Raw genomic sequence first — 16,037 nt, forward strand, 5'->3', positions numbered from 1 at the left:
CGCCTCACCAGTAGAAGAAGACGCTGATGATGTGCGCCGACAGCGCCGCGATCAACGCGAAGGTCAGCGGCACATGCACGTAAAGCCAGATTTCGAGCAGCGCGCGAATGCGGAGGTGCTGGCGCAGCCGCGCGAGCGCGACCTCCTTTTGCGAGAGCAGCCCGACCACCTTCTCGCGCGCCTCGGCATCGCTGCTCCGCGAGGCGCCGAGCGCCCGGAGTGCCGCCGCGGTCGCGCAATGGGGATAGCGGCCCGACAGCCGCGCCATGATGCCACCCGCGAAGGGGTCCTCATCGAGCGCGGCGAGCACCGGCGCCGTATCCTGCGGCGTCAGCGGCTGCGCGGCGGCGTGAAGCTGGCGGTCGAAGGCGCGGATCGCCTCGAGCATCTGCATCTGCGTCATCTCGTCGCGGTTGTTCGACAGCGCGGCGGGCAAGGTCGAATAGACGATGACGCCATAGAGCCCCGACAGGATGACGAGCATCATCAGCACCCACGCGAGGGTGTGGACATTCCAGCCGAGCTGGAAGCCGGTGTGCCACGTCCCGATGACGATCAGGCTGAGCCCAAGATAGACATGCGCCGAGGTCCAGGCCTTCAGCGACCAGTGATCACTGGTCATCTTGCGCTTGCGATAGCCGAGCGCAGTCAGCCACAGGATCAGCCCCGCGCCGATCGTCCCGAGCGTATAGCCGTACCAGCTCCCGCCATTGGGCCGCGGCGTGACGTCGATCAGCGCATAGGAGACGATGATGAGCAGGCAGAGCCCGCCCGAAATCTTTGCCCAGCGGAAATTGGCGTAGCGCAGGAACCCCTCGTGCCGCCGCTCGCGAACGCGCTCGGTCTGGGTCGCCTTGCCGCGACGGCGCTGAAACAGGCTCGCCATCAGCCCGCGTCCTCCTGCAGGCGCGCGATCGACAGAAATTCCTCGGGCGAGACACGGATCGCGGCGCCGGTCGGGCAGGCGCGCACGCAGGCGGGGCCGCCCGCGATTCCCTTGCACATATCGCATTTGACCGCGATCTTCTTGGGCTTCTCGTCACCCAATTGCTTCTTCGTCCATTTGGGCGACGGCTCGCCCGGGCCGGGGCCGAAACCGGTGAGCAGCCAGCGCAGCAGGCCGGGCTTCGGCGGCGGCGCCGCCTCCATGCGGATCACGCCATAGGGGCAGTTGCGCATACAATTGCCACAGCCGATGCAGCCCGGCTCCATGAACACTTCGCCATCGGGCCCGCGATGGATCACGTTCGGCGGGCAGTCGGCCATGCAGTGCGGATGTTCGCAGTGGCGGCAACTCGTCGGCACATGCAGGTGCGCGAACGTCTTGCCCGCCTCGCGGTCGAGCCGCGACAGGCCTTCGTGGCTGTCGGCGCACGCCTTTTCGCAATTGTCGCAGCCGACGCAGAGATTTTCGTCGATCAGCAGCGCGTCGGTCGCCTCGCCCAGCCCCTCCTTCATGATGAAGCTCGCGGTGTCCGAATAGAGATCGACCGCGCTCGAATAGGTCGCCTTGCGCGATTCGATGAAATTGTTCATCTGCGCGCGTTCGGCGACCGCCGCCTCGGTCGCCTCGCGCACCTGCGGCCGCGCCGCGAGCATCTTGCGGAAGCTCTCGCCGGTCAGCTTGATCAGTTCGGCGCCGACCGCGGCCTTGACCGTTGCATTTCGGGGCTGTCCGCTGAGCACACCCATCTCGCCGAAGAAGCTGCCGGCGGGAAGATAGCGCAGGAAGATCGGCTTGCCACCGATATCCTTCTCGACCACCATCGAGCCCGAGCGGATGACATAGACATCGTCGCCCTGCTCGCCCTCGGTCAGCACCACCTTGCCCGCGGGCACGCGCTCGACCTCGGCGGCGTCGACGACCGGCGCCAGATCCTCGACCGTCAGCCCGCCCTTGAAGATCTGCAGAAGCTGGCGCTCGAGCGAGATGCGGTTGATCACGCGCTTCGCGCCCGGCACCGCCGCCATCAGCTTGAGCGCGGCAGTGCGCGACACCTCGACAAAGATGCTGTCGGCGCCGGCGCGGATCGTCGCGCCGCGCTTGCGGCCCGAGATCAGGCCGACCTCGCCGAAAATCGACCCCTGCTCGATCGGCACCGTGATGCCGGGACCAACCTCGACCTCGGCATGGCCGTCGGCGATCGCGAACAGCGACGATCCGGGCTCGCCCTTTTCGAACACGACGTCGCCCTTGCGATAATATGCCACTTTGGAATCGAGCATGAATTCGCGCATCTGCAGCGGCGACACGTCGGCGAAGATGCGGACCCGCTCGCGCAGATAGTCGAGCCATTCGCTGACCGACTTCTTCTGCGGCAGGTTCGCGAAGATCTCCGCCAGATCCTTTTCGTCGGCGGGGGTCAGGTTCTTGTTGCCGTTGATGAACTCGACGACGTCATAGCCCTGGTTCATGCAATGCTTGATCAGCGGATAGCCCGCGAGCGCGCCGATGACGAAGATGCCGGGCACGGTCGATTCAAAGGTCGGCGACAGCTTCGGAAAGGCTTCGCGGTCGGGGCCGGTGAATTCGATCCCCATCGACTCGACAAAGCCGCGCGGCGCGACCGATCCCAGCCGCGCCACGATGACGTCGCACGGGATCTTCTCGTCGCCGGTCGGGGTTTCGAGCGTCAGCCAGCCGGGCTCGACCTGCTTCGGCTGCGTCTCGGTGCGGATCGACATGAAGCCGTTCTCGGCCGCCTCCATCATGTCGGAGACATTCTTCGCCTTGGCGCGCGCGAAATCCTTCGAGCGGTTGAGGATCGTGACGGTATTTTCCAGCGCCTCCTCGGCAACGCCCAGCGCATTCTCGATCCCCGCGTCGCCCGATCCGACGACGGTGATGTGCTTGTCCTTGAAATCCTCGGGATCGTCGACCTGGTAGATGATGTGCGGCAGGTCGGCGCCCTCGCAGCGCATCCGGTTGGGATTGCCCTGCGTCCCGATCGCCAGCACGATCGTCTCGGCATGATAGACGTCGCCCTTGGCGGTCTTGATCTCGAACGCCCCCTTCTGCCCGGTCACCGCGGTGACTTCGGCATGTTTGACGACATTCACCTTGTTGTTGACCGCATCCTCGTCCCAATTGCCGAGAATATATTCGCGCGCGCCCTCCGCGAAGCGGCAGTCGGAACGGAGGTCGAGGCGTTCGGGCGTCGCGAGGACGCGCTTGCCCTTCTGATATTTGAAGATGGTGTCGGAGAGGTGATCGGTCTTTTCGAGGAGGATATGGCTGAGCCCGAGCTGGCCCGCGCGCGACGCGGCGCTGAGGCCCGCGGGGCCCGAGCCGATGATCGCGACCTTGACGGGCTCGCTCATGCGCGCGCGCCCTCGTCGCCCCTGCGGCTGTTCCCGGCCCTGATGCAGACGAACGCGCGAACGGGCATCCTGATCCCCCTATCGCCACCCCTGGACGACCACCAAACTGGATGCGACCCGGACTATGTCCTGGACGAAGAGCTATGCCCTTGAAAGCGGGAAAAGGTCAACCGGCGAGGGACAGTTTTCCGCTGCTGCGAGACGTTCGCAATAGCGCGGAATCACGCGACTTCGAACATCGCGGCGATGCGGTCCGACGTCGCCGGCTCGAAGCGCGACCAGCCGTCGGGGCCCAGCTTTTCGAGCGGGCGGAAACGCGCCTTGTACGCCATGCGCGACGACCCCTCGATCCAGTAGCCGAGATAGACATAGGGCAGCCCAGCCTTCGCCGCGCGCAGGACATGGTCGGCGATGATGTACGTCCCGAGCCCTTCGCGCATCGGATGCGCGGAATCGAAGAAGCTGTAGATCATCGACAGGCCGTCGCCCTGCCGGTCGGTCAGGCAGCAACCGACGAGGCGGCCGCGGCTGCCGTCGGTGGTCGGCTCGCGATATTCGATCATATAGCTGTCGACCGGGGTCTGTTCGACCATGTCGGCGAAATCCTGCTCGTCCATGTCGGCCATCCCGCCATTGGGGTGACGCGAACCGAGATAAGCGCGGAGCAGCGCATATTGCTCCTCGGTCGCCCACGGCTTGCACGCGGTGGCGACGAGATCGCGGTTGCGGCGGATCGTCCGCTTCTGCGAGTTGCTGGGGACGAATTCGCTCGCGCACACGCGCACCGACACGCACGCCGAACAATCGGCACAGCTCGGACGATAGGCGACCGACTGGCTGCGGCGAAAGCCGATGCGGCCGAGCGCGTCGTTGAGCTCGCTCGCATTGTTACCGCTGAGTTCGGTGAAAACCTTCCGCTCGGTCTTGCCCTCAAGATAGGGGCACGGCGCGGGACTCGTGACGAAAAAGCGTGGGAAACGGAACGGTGCGGACACGCGGATTGGACCTCCCAGCTGATGATGCGGATCCCCCCGATGCGGGTCCGATGCACGACATGCAGCGAATATGCCGTGCCCGGTCAATGGTGCAAAGTCTATTTACCATTTTTGTTCGTGCCGAACTGAATCAGTCCCGAAATTTTCTGAATCGCGCGGTAACTTTTGTGCCGGACTGAATCAAAAAGGCGCGGGGGGAGGTCAGCGGCATCGCCGGTCCGGATCATGCTTCTCAGATCGTCACCCCGGCCAAGGCGGGACGGCGAAGGCGGGCGAGCCCCCGGTCAGCTATATCCGCGCAGTTCCTCGCCGGTCAGCGTCGCCACGTGCAGCACGTTGGTCGACCCCGGCGTACCGAAGGGAACGCCCGCCATCATCACCAGCTTCGACCCGGCCGACGCGACGCCATGGCGAAGCGCCATGCGCTTGCCCTTGGCGATCATCTCCTCGAAGCTGCCGATATCCTTCGTCGGCACCGCGTGGGCGCCCCACAGCAGCCCCATGCGCCGCGCCGCCTCCTTCTTCGGGGTCAGGACGAGCAAGGGCGCGCCCGGCCGCTCGCGCGCAACGCGGCGCGCGGTCGATCCCGAAAAGGTGAAGCAGATGATCGCGTCGGCGCCCACCGTCGCGGTGATGTCGCCCGCCGCCTCGGCCAGCGCGTCGGCGGTCGTCGCATCGGGCTGCGTCTCGGTGAAATGCAGGCGGCGGAAATAGTCGGGATCGCCTTCGACCGAACGCGCGATCGAATCCATCATGGTGACGGCTTCGACCGGCCAGGCGCCCGCCGCGGTTTCGGCCGACAGCATGATCGCATCGGCGCCATCATAGATGGCGGTCGCGACATCGGACACTTCGGCGCGGGTGGGGGTCGGCGAGACGATCATCGACTCCAGCATCTGCGTCGCAACGACGACAGGCTTGCCCATCCGCCGCGCGGTCGCGACGATGCGCTTCTGCAGCGGCGGCACCGCCTCGGGCGGCAGCTCGACGCCCAGGTCGCCGCGCGCGACCATCGCAGCGTCGGCGATCTCCAATATCTCATCCATCCGCTGAACCCCCGAGGGCTTCTCGAACTTCACGAGCAGCGCCGCCTTGCCGCCGATCAGCCGCCGCGCCTCGGCGACGTCTTCGGGGCGCTGGACGAAGGACAGCGCGATCCAGTCGACATGCTGTTCGAGCGCGAAGGCCAAGTCCTTGCGGTCCTTTTCGGTCAGCGCCGCGAGCGGCACGACGACGTCGGGGACGTTGACGCCCTTGCGGTCGGAGATCTTGCCGCCGACCTCCACGATCGTCTCGATGCGGTCCTTCGCGACGCTCCTCACGCGCAGCACCAGCTTGCCATCGTCGACGAGCAGCCGCGTATCGGGTTCGAGTGCAGCGAAGAGTTCGGGATGCGGCAGATGGACGCGCGTCGCGTCGCCCGGCGCCTTGTCGGTGTCGAGCGCGAACGGCTGGCCCTTCACCAGTTCGGCGGGACCGTCCCTGAACGTCCCGACGCGCAGTTTCGGCCCCTGCAGGTCGACGAGGATCGTCGTCGGACGGCCGGTTTCCTTCTCCAGCGCGCGGATCGCGGCGATGACCTGCGCGTGGCCCTCATGGTCGCCATGGCTCATATTCACCCGGAAGGCGTCGGCCCCGGCGCGATGCAGCGCCGCGATCATCTCGGGATTCGCGCTGGCGGGGCCGAGGGTCGCCAGAATGCGCACCTTGCGCTGGCGGGGGGTGAAACTCTGGGCCACAAATGCTCCGATGACGTGGGGGAATTCAGACCGCTTGCCTAGTCGCGTTGCCCCGGCCAAGGCAAGCCGCGTATAGCTATTCATCCGCCGAGCAGAAGGAAAGCCATCATGTCCTGCAGCAACGATACGACCGCCCCGACCGACGCACTCGATACGCTCGACGACGCCGTCGCCGCCGCGGCCTTTCGCCGCCTCGTCCGCCTGCTCCAGCACCGAAGCGACGCGGCGAACATCGACCTGATGGGGCTTGCCGGCTTCTGCCGCAATTGCCTCGGCGACTGGATCGCCGAAGCCGGCGGCATCGACAAGGAAGCCGGCCGCGCGATCGTCCACGGCATGCCGACCGCCGACTGGAAAGCGCGCTTTCATGTCGCCGCGACCCCCGAACAGCTCAAGCGGATGGAAGAAAGCATGGCCAAGAATCCCTGACCCCGCTAATCGGGCGCCGGGGCGATTCTCGCCAACCCACCATCCATCCCAGCGGAGTATAAAATGAGCGAAGCCACGACTGCCGACGAACAACTGCGCCTTTTCATCGAGCGCATCGAGCGGCTGGAAGAAGAGAAAAAGGGCATCGCCGACGATATCCGCGACGTCTATCTGGAATCGAAGTCGCAGGGCTATGATCCCAAGATCATGCGCCAGATCGTCCGCCTGCGCAAAATGCCCGTCCACGACCGCAAGGAAATGGAAGCGATCCTCGACGTTTACAAATCAGCGCTCGGCATCGTCTGAGCCCGATCAACAAGCCCCCGATCAACCAGCCAGGGAGAGTGACGATGTTCAGCACCACGACCAATACGATCGAAGGCCATCCGGTCCGCGAATATCTGGGCATCGTCACCGGCGAGGTGATCGTCGGCGCCAACCTGTTCCGCGACCTGTTTGCCAGCATCACCGACATCGTCGGCGGCCGCTCGGGCAAATATGAGGACGTCCTCGCCCGCGCGCGCAAGGAAGCGATCGGCGAGATGGAAGCCGAAGCCGCGCGCCTCGGCGGCAATGCGGTGGTCGGCGTCGACCTCGACTATGAAGTGCTCGGCCAGAACGGCTCGATGCTGATGGTGTCGGCGAGCGGGACGGCGGTTACGCTGGGGTGAGCACCGATATCCGCCCGGCAACTTTGACCGATGCCGCGCGATGCGCCGAGATTTACGCACCCTACGTCACGGACACCTGGGTCAGTTTCGAACGCGATCCGCCTGATGCGGCGGAAATGGCACGCCGGATAGCGGATTATGGGACCAGCCACGGCTGGCTGGTGGCGGAGGTTAAAGGCAAAATTGCGGGATATGCCTATGGCTCCCCGCACCGCACGCGCGAAGCCTACGCGACCTCGGCAGATGTCACGATTTACGTCGATGCGGCTTTCGCTCGCGCGGGTATTGGACGGCGACTTTACGAGGCGCTGTTCCCGATCATCAAGAATCGCGATGTCCACGCGATCTTTGCCGGAATTGCCCTGCCGAATGACGCAAGCATCGGCTTGCATGAAGCAATGGGCTTCACCCCGATCGGTATCTACCGCGAGGTCGGCTGGAAAATGAGGGGCTGGCGTGATGTCGGGTGGTGGCAGCGGTTGCTTTGACGTTCGGTCATGATGTAAGCGCGCCTCCAGTTCCTCCCAGCCAAAAAGAAGAGAGCCATGGCCGGCCATAGTAAATTCAAGAACATCATGCACCGCAAGGGCGCGCAGGACAAAAAGCGGAGCGCCCTTTTTTCGAAGCTTGCGCGTGAAATCACCGTCGCGGCGAAGATGGGCCTGCCCGATCCCGATGCGAACGCGCGCCTGCGCGCCGCGGTGAACGCGGCGAAGGCGCAGTCGATGCCGAAGGACAATATCCAGCGCGCGATCGACAAGGCGTCGGGCGGCGAGGGCGAGAATTACGAGGAAATCCGCTACGAGGGTTACGGCCCCGGCGGCGTGTCGCTGATCGTCGAGGCGCTCACCGACAACCGCAATCGCACCGCGACCAACGTCCGCACCGCCTTCTCGAAAAATGGCGGCAACCTCGGCACCTCGGGCAGCGTCAGCCACGGCTTCGACCGCCTCGGCCTGATCAACTATCCTGCCGAGGCGGGCGACGCCGACACGGTGTTCGAAGCCGCGCTCGACGCGGGCGCCGACGACGTCGAATCGTCCGATGAAGGCCACGACATCTGGACCAGCGTCGACAGCCTGCACGAGGTCGCGAAGGCGCTCGAGGCGAAGCTCGGCGAAGCCGAGGGCGTGAAGCTCGCGTGGCGCCCGACGCTGAAGAGCGAAGTGGCCGACGAGAGCATCGCACAGACGCTTTTCAAGCTGATCGACACGCTCGACGACGACGACGATGTCCAGACCGTGTGGGGTAATTACGAAATCCCCGACGCGGTGATGGAGAAACTGGGTTGATGAATTTCCTCCCTGTGGCGAAGCCATGGGGAGGGGGACCGCTCGCGAAGCGAGTGGTGGAGGGGCGGCGACGTTCGCGCCAAAGCCCCTCCGTCAGCGCTTCGCGCTGCCACCTCCCCATGCCTATGGCACAGGGAGGATTGAAAAAATGATCATCCTCGGTCTCGACCCCTCGCTCAGTTGCACCGGCTGGGGCGTGATCCGCGTCGAGGGCAGCCGGATCAGCCATATCGCCAACGGCCAGATCAAGACCGACGCCAAGGCGCCCCTGCCCGACCGGTTGGCGCATCTCGACACCGTGATCGCAGCGGTGATCGCCGATCATGCGCCGACGTGTGCGGCGGTCGAGGAAGTGTTCGTCAACGACAATCCGCAATCGACGCTGAAGCTGGCGCACGCCCGCGGCGTCGCGCTGCTCGCCTGCGCGCGCGGCGGCTTGCCGGTGGGCGAATATGCTCCGCGCCTCGTCAAGAAAGCCGTCGTCGGCACCGGCGCCGCGGCGAAGGAGCAGGTGCAGGCGATGCTGCGCGTGCTGCTGCCCGGTGCGAAGGTCGCGGGCGCCGATGCGGCCGACGCGCTGGCGGTCGCGATCTGCCACGCGAACCACCGGCCGCGCGTCTAGACATTCGTCACCCCGGACTTGATCCGGGGTCCATACCCAGCGCCGCGATGGATGCCGGATCAAGTCCGGCATGACGAGGACGGGAAATTGATTCCCTTTTCGTTCTCCCCGCGCTAGCACGGACGCATGATCGCAAAACTGACGGGACGGCTCGATTCAAGCGGCGCAGGCCATGCGGTGATCGACGTCGGCGGCGTCGGTTATCTGGTCGAGGCATCGGCGCGCACGCTCGACGCGCTCGGTCCGGTCGGCGGCGACGTCACCATCCACACCGAAATGCTGGTCGGCGAGGATTTCCTCCGCCTGCTCGGCTTTGCCAAGGCCGCGGAACGCGACTGGTTCCGCCTGCTCACCAGCGTCCAGGGCGTCGGCGCGAAGGTCGCGCTCGCGATTCTCTCGGCGCTTGAGATCGGCGACCTGCAACGCGCGCTCGCCAGCGGCGACAGCGCGATGATCGCGCGCGCCAATGGCGTCGGCCCGAAACTCGCGCAGCGGATCGCGCATGAGCTCAAGGACAAGGCGGGGGCGTTGGGCGGAATCGTAGGTTCGAATCCAGCCCTGTCCGCTACCTCCGGCCCCCTCGCAGACGCCGTCACCGCGCTTACCGGCCTCGGCTTCAAGCCCGGCGAAGCAAGCGCGGCGGTCGCGGCTGCAAGCGAGGAATTGGGCGCAGATGCCAGCCTCGACGCGCTGGTTCGTGTGGCGCTGAAGAAAGCGGCGAAATGAACGGCAGGACGATCGCGGTCTATAGCCTCAAGGGCGGAGTCGGAAAGACGACGCTCGCGGTCAATCTTGCCTGGGCGGCTGCGACCCTCTCGAGCCGCCGCACCCTGCTCTGGGACCTCGACGGGCAAGCTGCCGCAACCTACATCCTCGGCCACGATGGAACGGGCAAAAAGGCGCAGGCCGCGATCCGCCGCGATCTCGATCCGGCGAAGCTGATCGCGCCGACCGCGACCGACCGGCTGAGCCTGCTTCCCGCCGACCGGTCGCTGCGCGGGCTCGACGTCGAGTTTCACGAGCTCGACAAAAAGAAGCGGCTCGCGAAAATTGCTGGGGACTTTGCGCGCGGATTCGAGCGCATCCTCATCGACTGCCCGCCGGGACTTACCGACACCTCCGAACAGATTCTCCGCGCCGCCGATCTGGTAATCGTCCCCGTCATCCCGTCACCGCTCGCGCGCCGGGCGCTGGAGGCGATCGAGGAGCATATGGGCGGCAGGAAAGCGCTGCGCGTCCCGCTGCTCCCGGTGTTCTCGATGGTCGACCGCCGCCGCGCGCTCCACCGCGAGACTCTCGCCGACGCGCCCGACTGGCCCGTCATACCGATGGCGAGCGCCTACGAGCGGATGACGGAAGCGCGCGCGCCAATCGGGATGCTCGGTGGCCGGAAGAGCGCTCCCGTCGTGGCGATCGCCGCCCTCTGGCAGACGGTCGAAAAGCGGCTGGCAGCCAGCGCATCATGAGCGACCGCATCCGCCACGCCTCCTGCCGCTGCGGCCAGATCCGCATCGCCTGCACCGGCGAACCGATCCGCGTGTCGGTGTGCCACTGTCGCAACTGCAAGGCGCGAAGCGGCAGCGCCTTTGCCGCGCAGGCGCGTTTTCCCGCCGCAAATGTGCGCACCGAAGGCAATGCGAAGCTCTACCAACATGCCGGCGGCAGCGGCACTCTCGCGGACTTCTATTTTTGCGGCAATTGTGGCTCGACGCTCTGGTTCCTCAACCGCCCGGAGATGGACAGTTACGCGGTGCCGATCGGCAATTTCGAACCGGGACATGATTTCGAGCTGCAATTTTCGGTCTATGAGGATCGTCAGGAACCTTGGGTTTGCATCGTCGGCGAGGCAATAGAACGGTTATGACTGAGCCCGCCCTCACCACCCCTGTCCGCACCCCCGAGGATGCCGACGCCGCGCTGCGGCCGAAGTCGCTCGCCGATTTCGTCGGACAGGCGGCGGCGCGCGAGAATTTGCGTATCTTCATCGAGGCAGCAAAGACCCGATCTGATGCGCTCGACCATGTGCTCTTCTATGGGCCGCCGGGGCTCGGCAAGACGACGCTCGCGCAGATCGTCGCCAAGGAACTCGGCGTCGGGTTCCGGTCCACCAGCGGCCCGGTGATCGCGAAGGCCGGCGACCTCGCGGCACTGCTCACCAATCTGGAGGACGGCGACGTCCTGTTCATCGACGAGATCCACCGGCTGTCGCCCGCGGTCGAGGAAATCCTCTATCCCGCGATGGAGGACCGCGCGCTCGACATCATGATCGGCGAAGGGCCGTCGGCGCGCAGCGTGCGGATCGACCTGCCGAAATTCACCCTCGTTGGCGCGACGACGCGGCAGGGCCTGCTGACGACGCCGCTCCGCGACCGCTTCGGCATTCCGGTGCGGCTCAATTTCTACACGCACGGCGAGCTCGAACAGGTCATTTCGCGGGCCGCGCGGCTGCTCGCGCTGCCGATCGCCGCCGACGGCGCGCTGGAGATCGCGAAGCGCTCGCGCGGGACGCCGCGCATCGCCGGCCGCCTGCTCCGCCGCGTGCGCGATTTCGCGACCGTCGCGGGGCACGCGGTCGTCGATGCGAAAGCTGCCGACGCCGCGCTCAACCGGCTGGAGGTCGACGCGCTCGGGCTCGACGCGATGGACCGCCGCTACCTCGCCATGATCGCCGACATCTATCGCGGCGGCCCCGTCGGGGTCGAGACCCTCGCCGCCGGGCTCAGCGAACCGCGCGACACGATCGAGGATGTGATCGAGCCCTATCTGCTGCAGGCCGGCCTCATTGCACGCACCGCGCGCGGGCGCATGCTCAACGCCAGCGCGTGGAAGCACCTTGGGCTCAATCCGCCCCAAGGCACGCAGGACGGGCTATTCGACGAGGGAAAATAGCGCCGATTCCTGCGCCTTTCATTCCACCAACCGGCTCTTGGGTACGACGAACCGTTGAAGAGGGGTTCCCGCCGACTCACCCACCCGCTATCGGTCTTAACCATGGTCAGCGGCCCTCCCCCCTTCGTCCCCGGCGCCTTCGTCGGGGCGGCGCATTTTTACCGGTTGCGCGTCTATTTCGAGGACACCGACCTCAGCGGCATCGTCTATCACGCCAATTACCTGCGCTATATGGAGCGCGCCCGCTCGGACATGCTGCGCCTTGCGGGCATCGACCAGCGCGCGGCGATGGAAGCGGGCGAAGGCGCCTGGGCGGTTACCGACCTTGCCATCAAATATCTGAGGCCCGCGAAGCTCGACGACGACCTGACCGTCGTCAGCACCGTCGAGGCGGTGCGCGGCGCGAGCGTCATCATCGCGCAGCGCATCCTTCGCGGTCAGGATGAGTTAACGCCAGAAGTGCTGACAGGCGGACGTGTTACCGCGGCCTTCCTGTCGCCCGAAGGCCGGCCGCGCCGTCAGCCCGCGGGCTGGGCCGAACGCTTTACCGCGATCATGAATGGAGAGACGAACCCTTGCTAGACAATATCAAGCTGGCCGCGGACGCGGCGACGCTGTCCCCCGTCGCGCTGTTCATCCAGGCCGACATCGTCGTGAAGGCAGTGATGATCGGGCTGCTGCTCGCCTCCATCTATGTCTGGGCGGTGATCTTCACCCACGGCCGCAGCGTCGGCAAGCTGATGCGCGCATCGGAACAATTCGAGCGCGATTTCTGGCGCGCCGAGAATATCGACGCCTTTTTCGACAAGAATGGCGGCGAAGAGCTGCCGAGCGCGAAGGTGCTGGGCGCCGGGATCAGCGAATGGCGCCGCTCGACCAAGGGCAAGGTGATCGACCGCGACGGAACGCGCGAGCGGCTGGGCGTCGCGATGAATTCGGCGGTCGAGGGCGAGGTCGACCGCCTCGCCGAGAAGATCGGCACGCTCGCGACCATCGGCGCCGTCGCACCGTTCGTCGGTCTGTTCGGCACCGTCTGGGGCATCATGCGCAGCTTCACCGCGATCGCGGCGGAGAACAACAGCAGCCTCGCCGTCGTCGCGCCGGGGATTGCCGAAGCGCTGTTCGCGACCGCGATCGGCCTGTTCGCGGCGATCCCGGCGGTGATCGCCTACAACGCCTTCTCGCAGCGGCTGAACCGCCTCGAATCGCGCCTCGGCCGCTTCGCCGACGGGCTGCACGCGACCTTCAGCCGCGAGCTCGAGGCGGACGCCTGATGGCGATGTCCGGCCCTTCCGGCGGCGCGGGCGGACGGCGGCGCGGTCGCGGCGGCCGCCGCGCGCCGATGGCCGACATCAATGTCACCCCGCTCGTCGACGTGATGCTGGTGCTGTTGATCATCTTCATGATCACCGCGCCTTTGCTCGCCTCCGCGGTGCCGATCGACCTGCCCGAAAGCCGCGCAAAGCCGGTCGAGACCGAGGAGCAGGAACCGGTCCAGTTGTCGATCAATGGCGACGATACGATCTACATCGGCGATCAGGTCGTGCCCGAGGCCGAGCTTCCCGCGCGCCTCGACGCGATCGCGCGCGAGAATGAGGGCAAGGACAAGCCGCGCCAGATCATGCTGCGCGCCGACAAGACCCTCGACTTTGGTCGGGTCGCGAAAGTCATGGGCGAACTCAATCGGGCAGGGCTGACACGGATCGCGATTGTCACCACAGGGTCGGACGACGCACCGTCCGCGGTCACCACCGGTTCAGATAGCGGCCAATAGGGTCGGATGATGGTTGCGGATACGGCGCCAGGGGCAAATCAGCGGATCGGCATCGCGGTGGCGGTGCTGCTGCATGTCGTCGTGATCGGCCTGCTCTCGGTGCAATGGACGCGCGGCGACCGCCGCTTCGACAATCCGCCGATGGAGGTCGATCTGGTCGCCGAGACCGCGCCGCAATCGACCGCGCCGGTGATCACCGAGGAGGCTCCAGCCACAAGGCTGGGCGAAGAAGACGCGACGGACATCGCCGCGCCCGAACCCATGCCCGCTCCTCCGGTCCCCGAGCCGATCGTCCGCCCGACCCCGGCGCCCGCGCCCAGGCTGGTGCAGCGTCCGACCCCGACACCCGCGAAGAAGCAACCACCCGCGCAGAAGGCGCAGCCTAAACCCGCGCCCAAGGCTGCACCGCCGCCGAAGAAAACACCGACGCGCCCGACCGGCCGTCTCGACGGCATCACCGAAGGGCTGAGCAGGGCGCCGAGCAAGTCGACGCAAACCAAGGGTGCGCCCGCGGCCGCCACCGCGGCCGAGGTCAAGCGATCGATCGACGTCGCGATCGACGGCAAGATCCTGCCCTTCTGGCGCCGCAACGTGCCCTCGGGCGTCGATATCGACCAGCTCCGCGTCGTGCTGCGCATCCAGCTCAGCCGCGACGGGCGGATCACAAGCATCGCCCAGGTCGGCGAACTCACCGGCAAGACCGACAGCAACGCGCCGCAGCAGAAATTGTTCGTCGAGCGCGCCGAGCGGTCGATCCGGCAGGCTTCGCCGTTCGACCTGCCCGACGAATATTATGATCAGTGGAGGGTCTGGGACGTGACCTTCCGAGCGAAAGGAATGTGATGAAACGCTCGCTGGCCACCCGGCTCACCCTTCTCGCCACCGCGATGGGCGCGTTCGCAGCGCTTCCCGCGGCGGCTCAGACGCCGCCCCCGACCACCGGCGACACGCCGCGCACTGCCGAGGTCGTCGCCGAAGTCTCGACCGAGCGCACGGTGATCGCTGTCCCCGCCTTCGCGACCCCCGCCGTCGTCAATGTCGCGGGGCTCAGCACCGGTACGCTCGGCCGCCAGATCGCCGACGTCATCGCCGCCGACCTTGAACGCAGCGGACTCTACGCGCCGCTTGGCCCCGGCAGCGTGCGCGCGATCACGATGGGCGAAGTGCGCGCCCCGCAGTTCGCCGACTGGCAGGCGCGTAACGCCGACAATGTCGTCCATGGCTTCGTCCAGGCAAGCAGTACCGGTGGGCTCGTCGTCGGCTGCTATCTCTACGACACCGCGCTCCAGACCGAACTGGTGCGCCAGGGTTACGAGATCCAGCCCGGCGACTGGCGCCGCGCCGCGCACAAATGCGCCGACGCCATCTATTCGCGCCTGTCGGGGGAATCGCCCTTCTTCGACAGCCGCGTCGCCTATATCGCCGAGAGCGGACCCAAGGGGAACCGCATCAAACGCCTCGCGATCATGGATTCGGACGGCGGCAACCACCGCTTCATCACCAATGGCCAGGCGCTCGCGATCAGCCCGCGTTTCTCGCCCGATTACAAGAAGATCGTGTACGTCTCCTACCTGAACAACCGCGTTCGCGTGTTCATCTATGACATCAACGCGGGGACGCAGAAGCTCGTCACCGAAAGCAGCAACGCGACCTTCGCGCCGCGTTGGTCGCCCGACGGGCGGCAGATCCTCTATTCGATGGCGGTCGGCGGCAACACCGACATCTATCGCGTCTCGGCCGACGGCGGCACGCCGGTTCGGCTGACAAGCACGCCGGGGATCGACGTCGGCGGCAGTTTTTCGCCCGACGGGCGCAAGATCGTGTTCGAAAGCGACCGGTCGGGCAGCCAGCAAATCTATACGATGAATATCGACGGTTCGAACCAGCAGCGGATCAGCTTTGGCGGCGGGCGCTATGCGACCCCCGAATGGTCGCCGCGCGGCGACCTGATCGCCTTCACCAGGATGGGCGGCGGCGAGTTCCGCGTCGGCGTCATGACGCCGTCGGGGGGCGGCGAGCGGCTATTGACCAACAGCTGGCAGGATGAAGCACCGACCTGGTCGCCGAACGGCCGCGTCATCCAGTTCTTCCGCACCTCGCCGGGGCGCGAGGGCAAATCGACGCTGTGGCAGGTCGACCTGACCGGCGTGAACCTGCGCCGACTGCCGACGCCGCAGGACGGATCGGACCCGAGCTGGGGGCCGATCCTGCCCTGAAGCGCGGGCGCGGAACCAAAGGAAAACCGGGGGGTTCAACTTGAGTTCATCCCCGACCCGCACGACTGAAGACTGAGCAACAAGAGGAC

19 protein-coding genes are annotated in these 16,037 nt (G+C 66.2%); 15 read left to right on the top strand and 4 right to left on the bottom strand.

Features of this window, described 5'->3' with window-relative positions:
• Positions 1–4 precede the first annotated feature (4 nt).
• The 4 genes from QOL68_RS15050 to pyk all read right to left on the bottom strand — a co-directional run bounded on the left by QOL68_RS15050 (position 5) and on the right by pyk (position 6,055).
• On the bottom strand, positions 5–886 hold the full coding sequence (locus QOL68_RS15050) for a hypothetical protein (protein WP_231729184.1): 882 nt from the start codon (positions 884–886) through the stop codon (positions 5–7).
• A complete protein-coding gene (locus QOL68_RS15055) occupies positions 886–3,321 on the bottom strand; it encodes a cyclic nucleotide-binding domain-containing protein (protein WP_282950002.1) in 2,436 nt (811 codons plus the stop codon). Before QOL68_RS15055 ends, QOL68_RS15050 begins: the two co-directional genes overlap by 1 nt.
• Positions 3,322–3,542: 221 nt before the next feature.
• Entirely contained in the window at positions 3,543–4,316 is a 774-nt protein-coding gene (locus QOL68_RS15060; RefSeq protein ID WP_058457348.1) for an arginyltransferase, read from the bottom strand.
• Positions 4,317–4,600: 284 nt separating this feature from the next.
• Positions 4,601–6,055, bottom strand: a complete 1,455-nt coding sequence (gene pyk, locus QOL68_RS15065) for a pyruvate kinase (RefSeq protein WP_282950001.1) — start codon at positions 6,053–6,055, stop codon at positions 4,601–4,603.
• Between the two features lie 108 nt (positions 6,056–6,163).
• Between pyk and QOL68_RS15070 the strand changes: the two genes are divergently transcribed.
• The 15 genes from QOL68_RS15070 to tolB all read left to right on the top strand — a co-directional run bounded on the left by QOL68_RS15070 (position 6,164) and on the right by tolB (position 15,948).
• Positions 6,164–6,484 carry a DUF1244 domain-containing protein gene (locus QOL68_RS15070; protein ID WP_058457346.1) on the top strand — a complete coding sequence of 107 codons (321 nt, stop codon included), beginning with the start codon at positions 6,164–6,166 and terminating at the stop codon, positions 6,482–6,484.
• Between the two features lie 63 nt (positions 6,485–6,547).
• Positions 6,548–6,790: a DUF2312 domain-containing protein gene (locus QOL68_RS15075; protein ID WP_003039223.1), complete on the top strand. Its 243-nt coding sequence runs from the start codon at positions 6,548–6,550 to the stop codon at positions 6,788–6,790.
• A 44-nt stretch (positions 6,791–6,834) separates the two neighbouring features.
• The gene (locus QOL68_RS15080) at positions 6,835–7,155 is read left to right on the top strand and encodes a YbjQ family protein (protein WP_282950000.1); all 321 of its coding nucleotides are present in this window, start codon (positions 6,835–6,837) and stop codon (positions 7,153–7,155) included.
• Positions 7,152–7,643, top strand: coding sequence for an arsinothricin resistance N-acetyltransferase ArsN1 family B (locus tag QOL68_RS15085; RefSeq protein WP_282949999.1), 492 nt, complete (start codon positions 7,152–7,154; stop codon positions 7,641–7,643). The genes QOL68_RS15080 and QOL68_RS15085 overlap by 4 nt, the downstream gene beginning before the upstream one ends.
• A gap of 57 nt (positions 7,644–7,700) precedes the next feature.
• Complete coding sequence (locus tag QOL68_RS15090) at positions 7,701–8,447, top strand: YebC/PmpR family DNA-binding transcriptional regulator (RefSeq protein ID WP_282949998.1); 747 nt, start codon at positions 7,701–7,703, stop codon at positions 8,445–8,447.
• A gap of 148 nt (positions 8,448–8,595) precedes the next feature.
• Positions 8,596–9,069 carry a crossover junction endodeoxyribonuclease RuvC gene (ruvC, locus tag QOL68_RS15095; protein ID WP_282949997.1) on the top strand — a complete coding sequence of 158 codons (474 nt, stop codon included), beginning with the start codon at positions 8,596–8,598 and terminating at the stop codon, positions 9,067–9,069.
• 126 nt (positions 9,070–9,195) lie between these two features.
• Positions 9,196–9,795: a Holliday junction branch migration protein RuvA gene (gene ruvA, locus QOL68_RS15100; RefSeq protein ID WP_282949996.1), complete on the top strand. Its 600-nt coding sequence runs from the start codon at positions 9,196–9,198 to the stop codon at positions 9,793–9,795.
• Positions 9,792–10,535, top strand: a complete 744-nt coding sequence (locus QOL68_RS15105) for a ParA family protein (protein ID WP_282949995.1) — start codon at positions 9,792–9,794, stop codon at positions 10,533–10,535. Before ruvA ends, QOL68_RS15105 begins: the two co-directional genes overlap by 4 nt.
• On the top strand, positions 10,532–10,933 hold the full coding sequence (locus QOL68_RS15110; protein ID WP_282949994.1) for a GFA family protein: 402 nt from the start codon (positions 10,532–10,534) through the stop codon (positions 10,931–10,933). Before QOL68_RS15105 ends, QOL68_RS15110 begins: the two co-directional genes overlap by 4 nt.
• Positions 10,930–11,958 carry a Holliday junction branch migration DNA helicase RuvB gene (gene ruvB, locus QOL68_RS15115; protein ID WP_282949993.1) on the top strand — a complete coding sequence of 343 codons (1,029 nt, stop codon included), beginning with the start codon at positions 10,930–10,932 and terminating at the stop codon, positions 11,956–11,958. Before QOL68_RS15110 ends, ruvB begins: the two co-directional genes overlap by 4 nt.
• A gap of 102 nt (positions 11,959–12,060) precedes the next feature.
• Complete coding sequence (locus QOL68_RS15120; protein ID WP_282949992.1) at positions 12,061–12,540, top strand: YbgC/FadM family acyl-CoA thioesterase; 480 nt, start codon at positions 12,061–12,063, stop codon at positions 12,538–12,540.
• Positions 12,534–13,232 carry a protein TolQ gene (tolQ, locus tag QOL68_RS15125; protein ID WP_058457337.1) on the top strand — a complete coding sequence of 233 codons (699 nt, stop codon included), beginning with the start codon at positions 12,534–12,536 and terminating at the stop codon, positions 13,230–13,232. The genes QOL68_RS15120 and tolQ overlap by 7 nt, the downstream gene beginning before the upstream one ends.
• Positions 13,232–13,732, top strand: coding sequence for an ExbD/TolR family protein (locus QOL68_RS15130; protein ID WP_282949991.1), 501 nt, complete (start codon positions 13,232–13,234; stop codon positions 13,730–13,732). Before tolQ ends, QOL68_RS15130 begins: the two co-directional genes overlap by 1 nt.
• Before the next feature lie 9 nt (positions 13,733–13,741).
• A complete protein-coding gene (gene tolA, locus QOL68_RS15135; RefSeq protein WP_282949990.1) occupies positions 13,742–14,575 on the top strand; it encodes a cell envelope integrity protein TolA in 834 nt (277 codons plus the stop codon).
• A complete protein-coding gene (gene tolB, locus QOL68_RS15140) occupies positions 14,575–15,948 on the top strand; it encodes a Tol-Pal system beta propeller repeat protein TolB (RefSeq protein ID WP_282949989.1) in 1,374 nt (457 codons plus the stop codon). The genes tolA and tolB overlap by 1 nt, the downstream gene beginning before the upstream one ends.
• The last annotated feature ends 89 nt before the right edge of the window (positions 15,949–16,037 follow it).

This window comes from Sphingopyxis sp. Geo25, from assembly GCF_949769135.1.
In the GTDB taxonomy this organism is placed as follows: Bacteria; Pseudomonadota; Alphaproteobacteria; order Sphingomonadales; family Sphingomonadaceae; genus Sphingopyxis.

Bases quoted from the DNA above. Each gene is read 5' to 3' on its own strand.
- QOL68_RS15130 (WP_282949991.1), top strand. From the start codon at position 13,232: ATGGCGATGTCCGGCCCTTCCGGCGGCGCGGGCGGACGGCGGCGCGGT.
- tolB (WP_282949989.1), top strand. From the start codon at position 14,575: ATGAAACGCTCGCTGGCCACCCGGCTCACCCTTCTCGCCACCGCGATG.
- QOL68_RS15105 (WP_282949995.1), top strand. From the start codon at position 9,792: ATGAACGGCAGGACGATCGCGGTCTATAGCCTCAAGGGCGGAGTCGGA.
- QOL68_RS15090 (WP_282949998.1), top strand. From the start codon at position 7,701: ATGGCCGGCCATAGTAAATTCAAGAACATCATGCACCGCAAGGGCGCG.
- ruvC (WP_282949997.1), top strand. From the start codon at position 8,596: ATGATCATCCTCGGTCTCGACCCCTCGCTCAGTTGCACCGGCTGGGGC.
- ruvA (WP_282949996.1), top strand. From the start codon at position 9,196: ATGATCGCAAAACTGACGGGACGGCTCGATTCAAGCGGCGCAGGCCAT.
- tolA (WP_282949990.1), top strand. From the start codon at position 13,742: ATGGTTGCGGATACGGCGCCAGGGGCAAATCAGCGGATCGGCATCGCG.
- QOL68_RS15070 (WP_058457346.1), top strand. From the start codon at position 6,164: ATGTCCTGCAGCAACGATACGACCGCCCCGACCGACGCACTCGATACG.
- QOL68_RS15055 (WP_282950002.1), bottom strand. From the start codon at position 3,321: ATGAGCGAGCCCGTCAAGGTCGCGATCATCGGCTCGGGCCCCGCGGGC.
- QOL68_RS15050 (WP_231729184.1), bottom strand. From the start codon at position 886: ATGGCGAGCCTGTTTCAGCGCCGTCGCGGCAAGGCGACCCAGACCGAG.
- QOL68_RS15075 (WP_003039223.1), top strand. From the start codon at position 6,548: ATGAGCGAAGCCACGACTGCCGACGAACAACTGCGCCTTTTCATCGAG.
- QOL68_RS15110 (WP_282949994.1), top strand. From the start codon at position 10,532: ATGAGCGACCGCATCCGCCACGCCTCCTGCCGCTGCGGCCAGATCCGC.
- QOL68_RS15080 (WP_282950000.1), top strand. From the start codon at position 6,835: ATGTTCAGCACCACGACCAATACGATCGAAGGCCATCCGGTCCGCGAA.
- ruvB (WP_282949993.1), top strand. From the start codon at position 10,930: ATGACTGAGCCCGCCCTCACCACCCCTGTCCGCACCCCCGAGGATGCC.
- QOL68_RS15120 (WP_282949992.1), top strand. From the start codon at position 12,061: ATGGTCAGCGGCCCTCCCCCCTTCGTCCCCGGCGCCTTCGTCGGGGCG.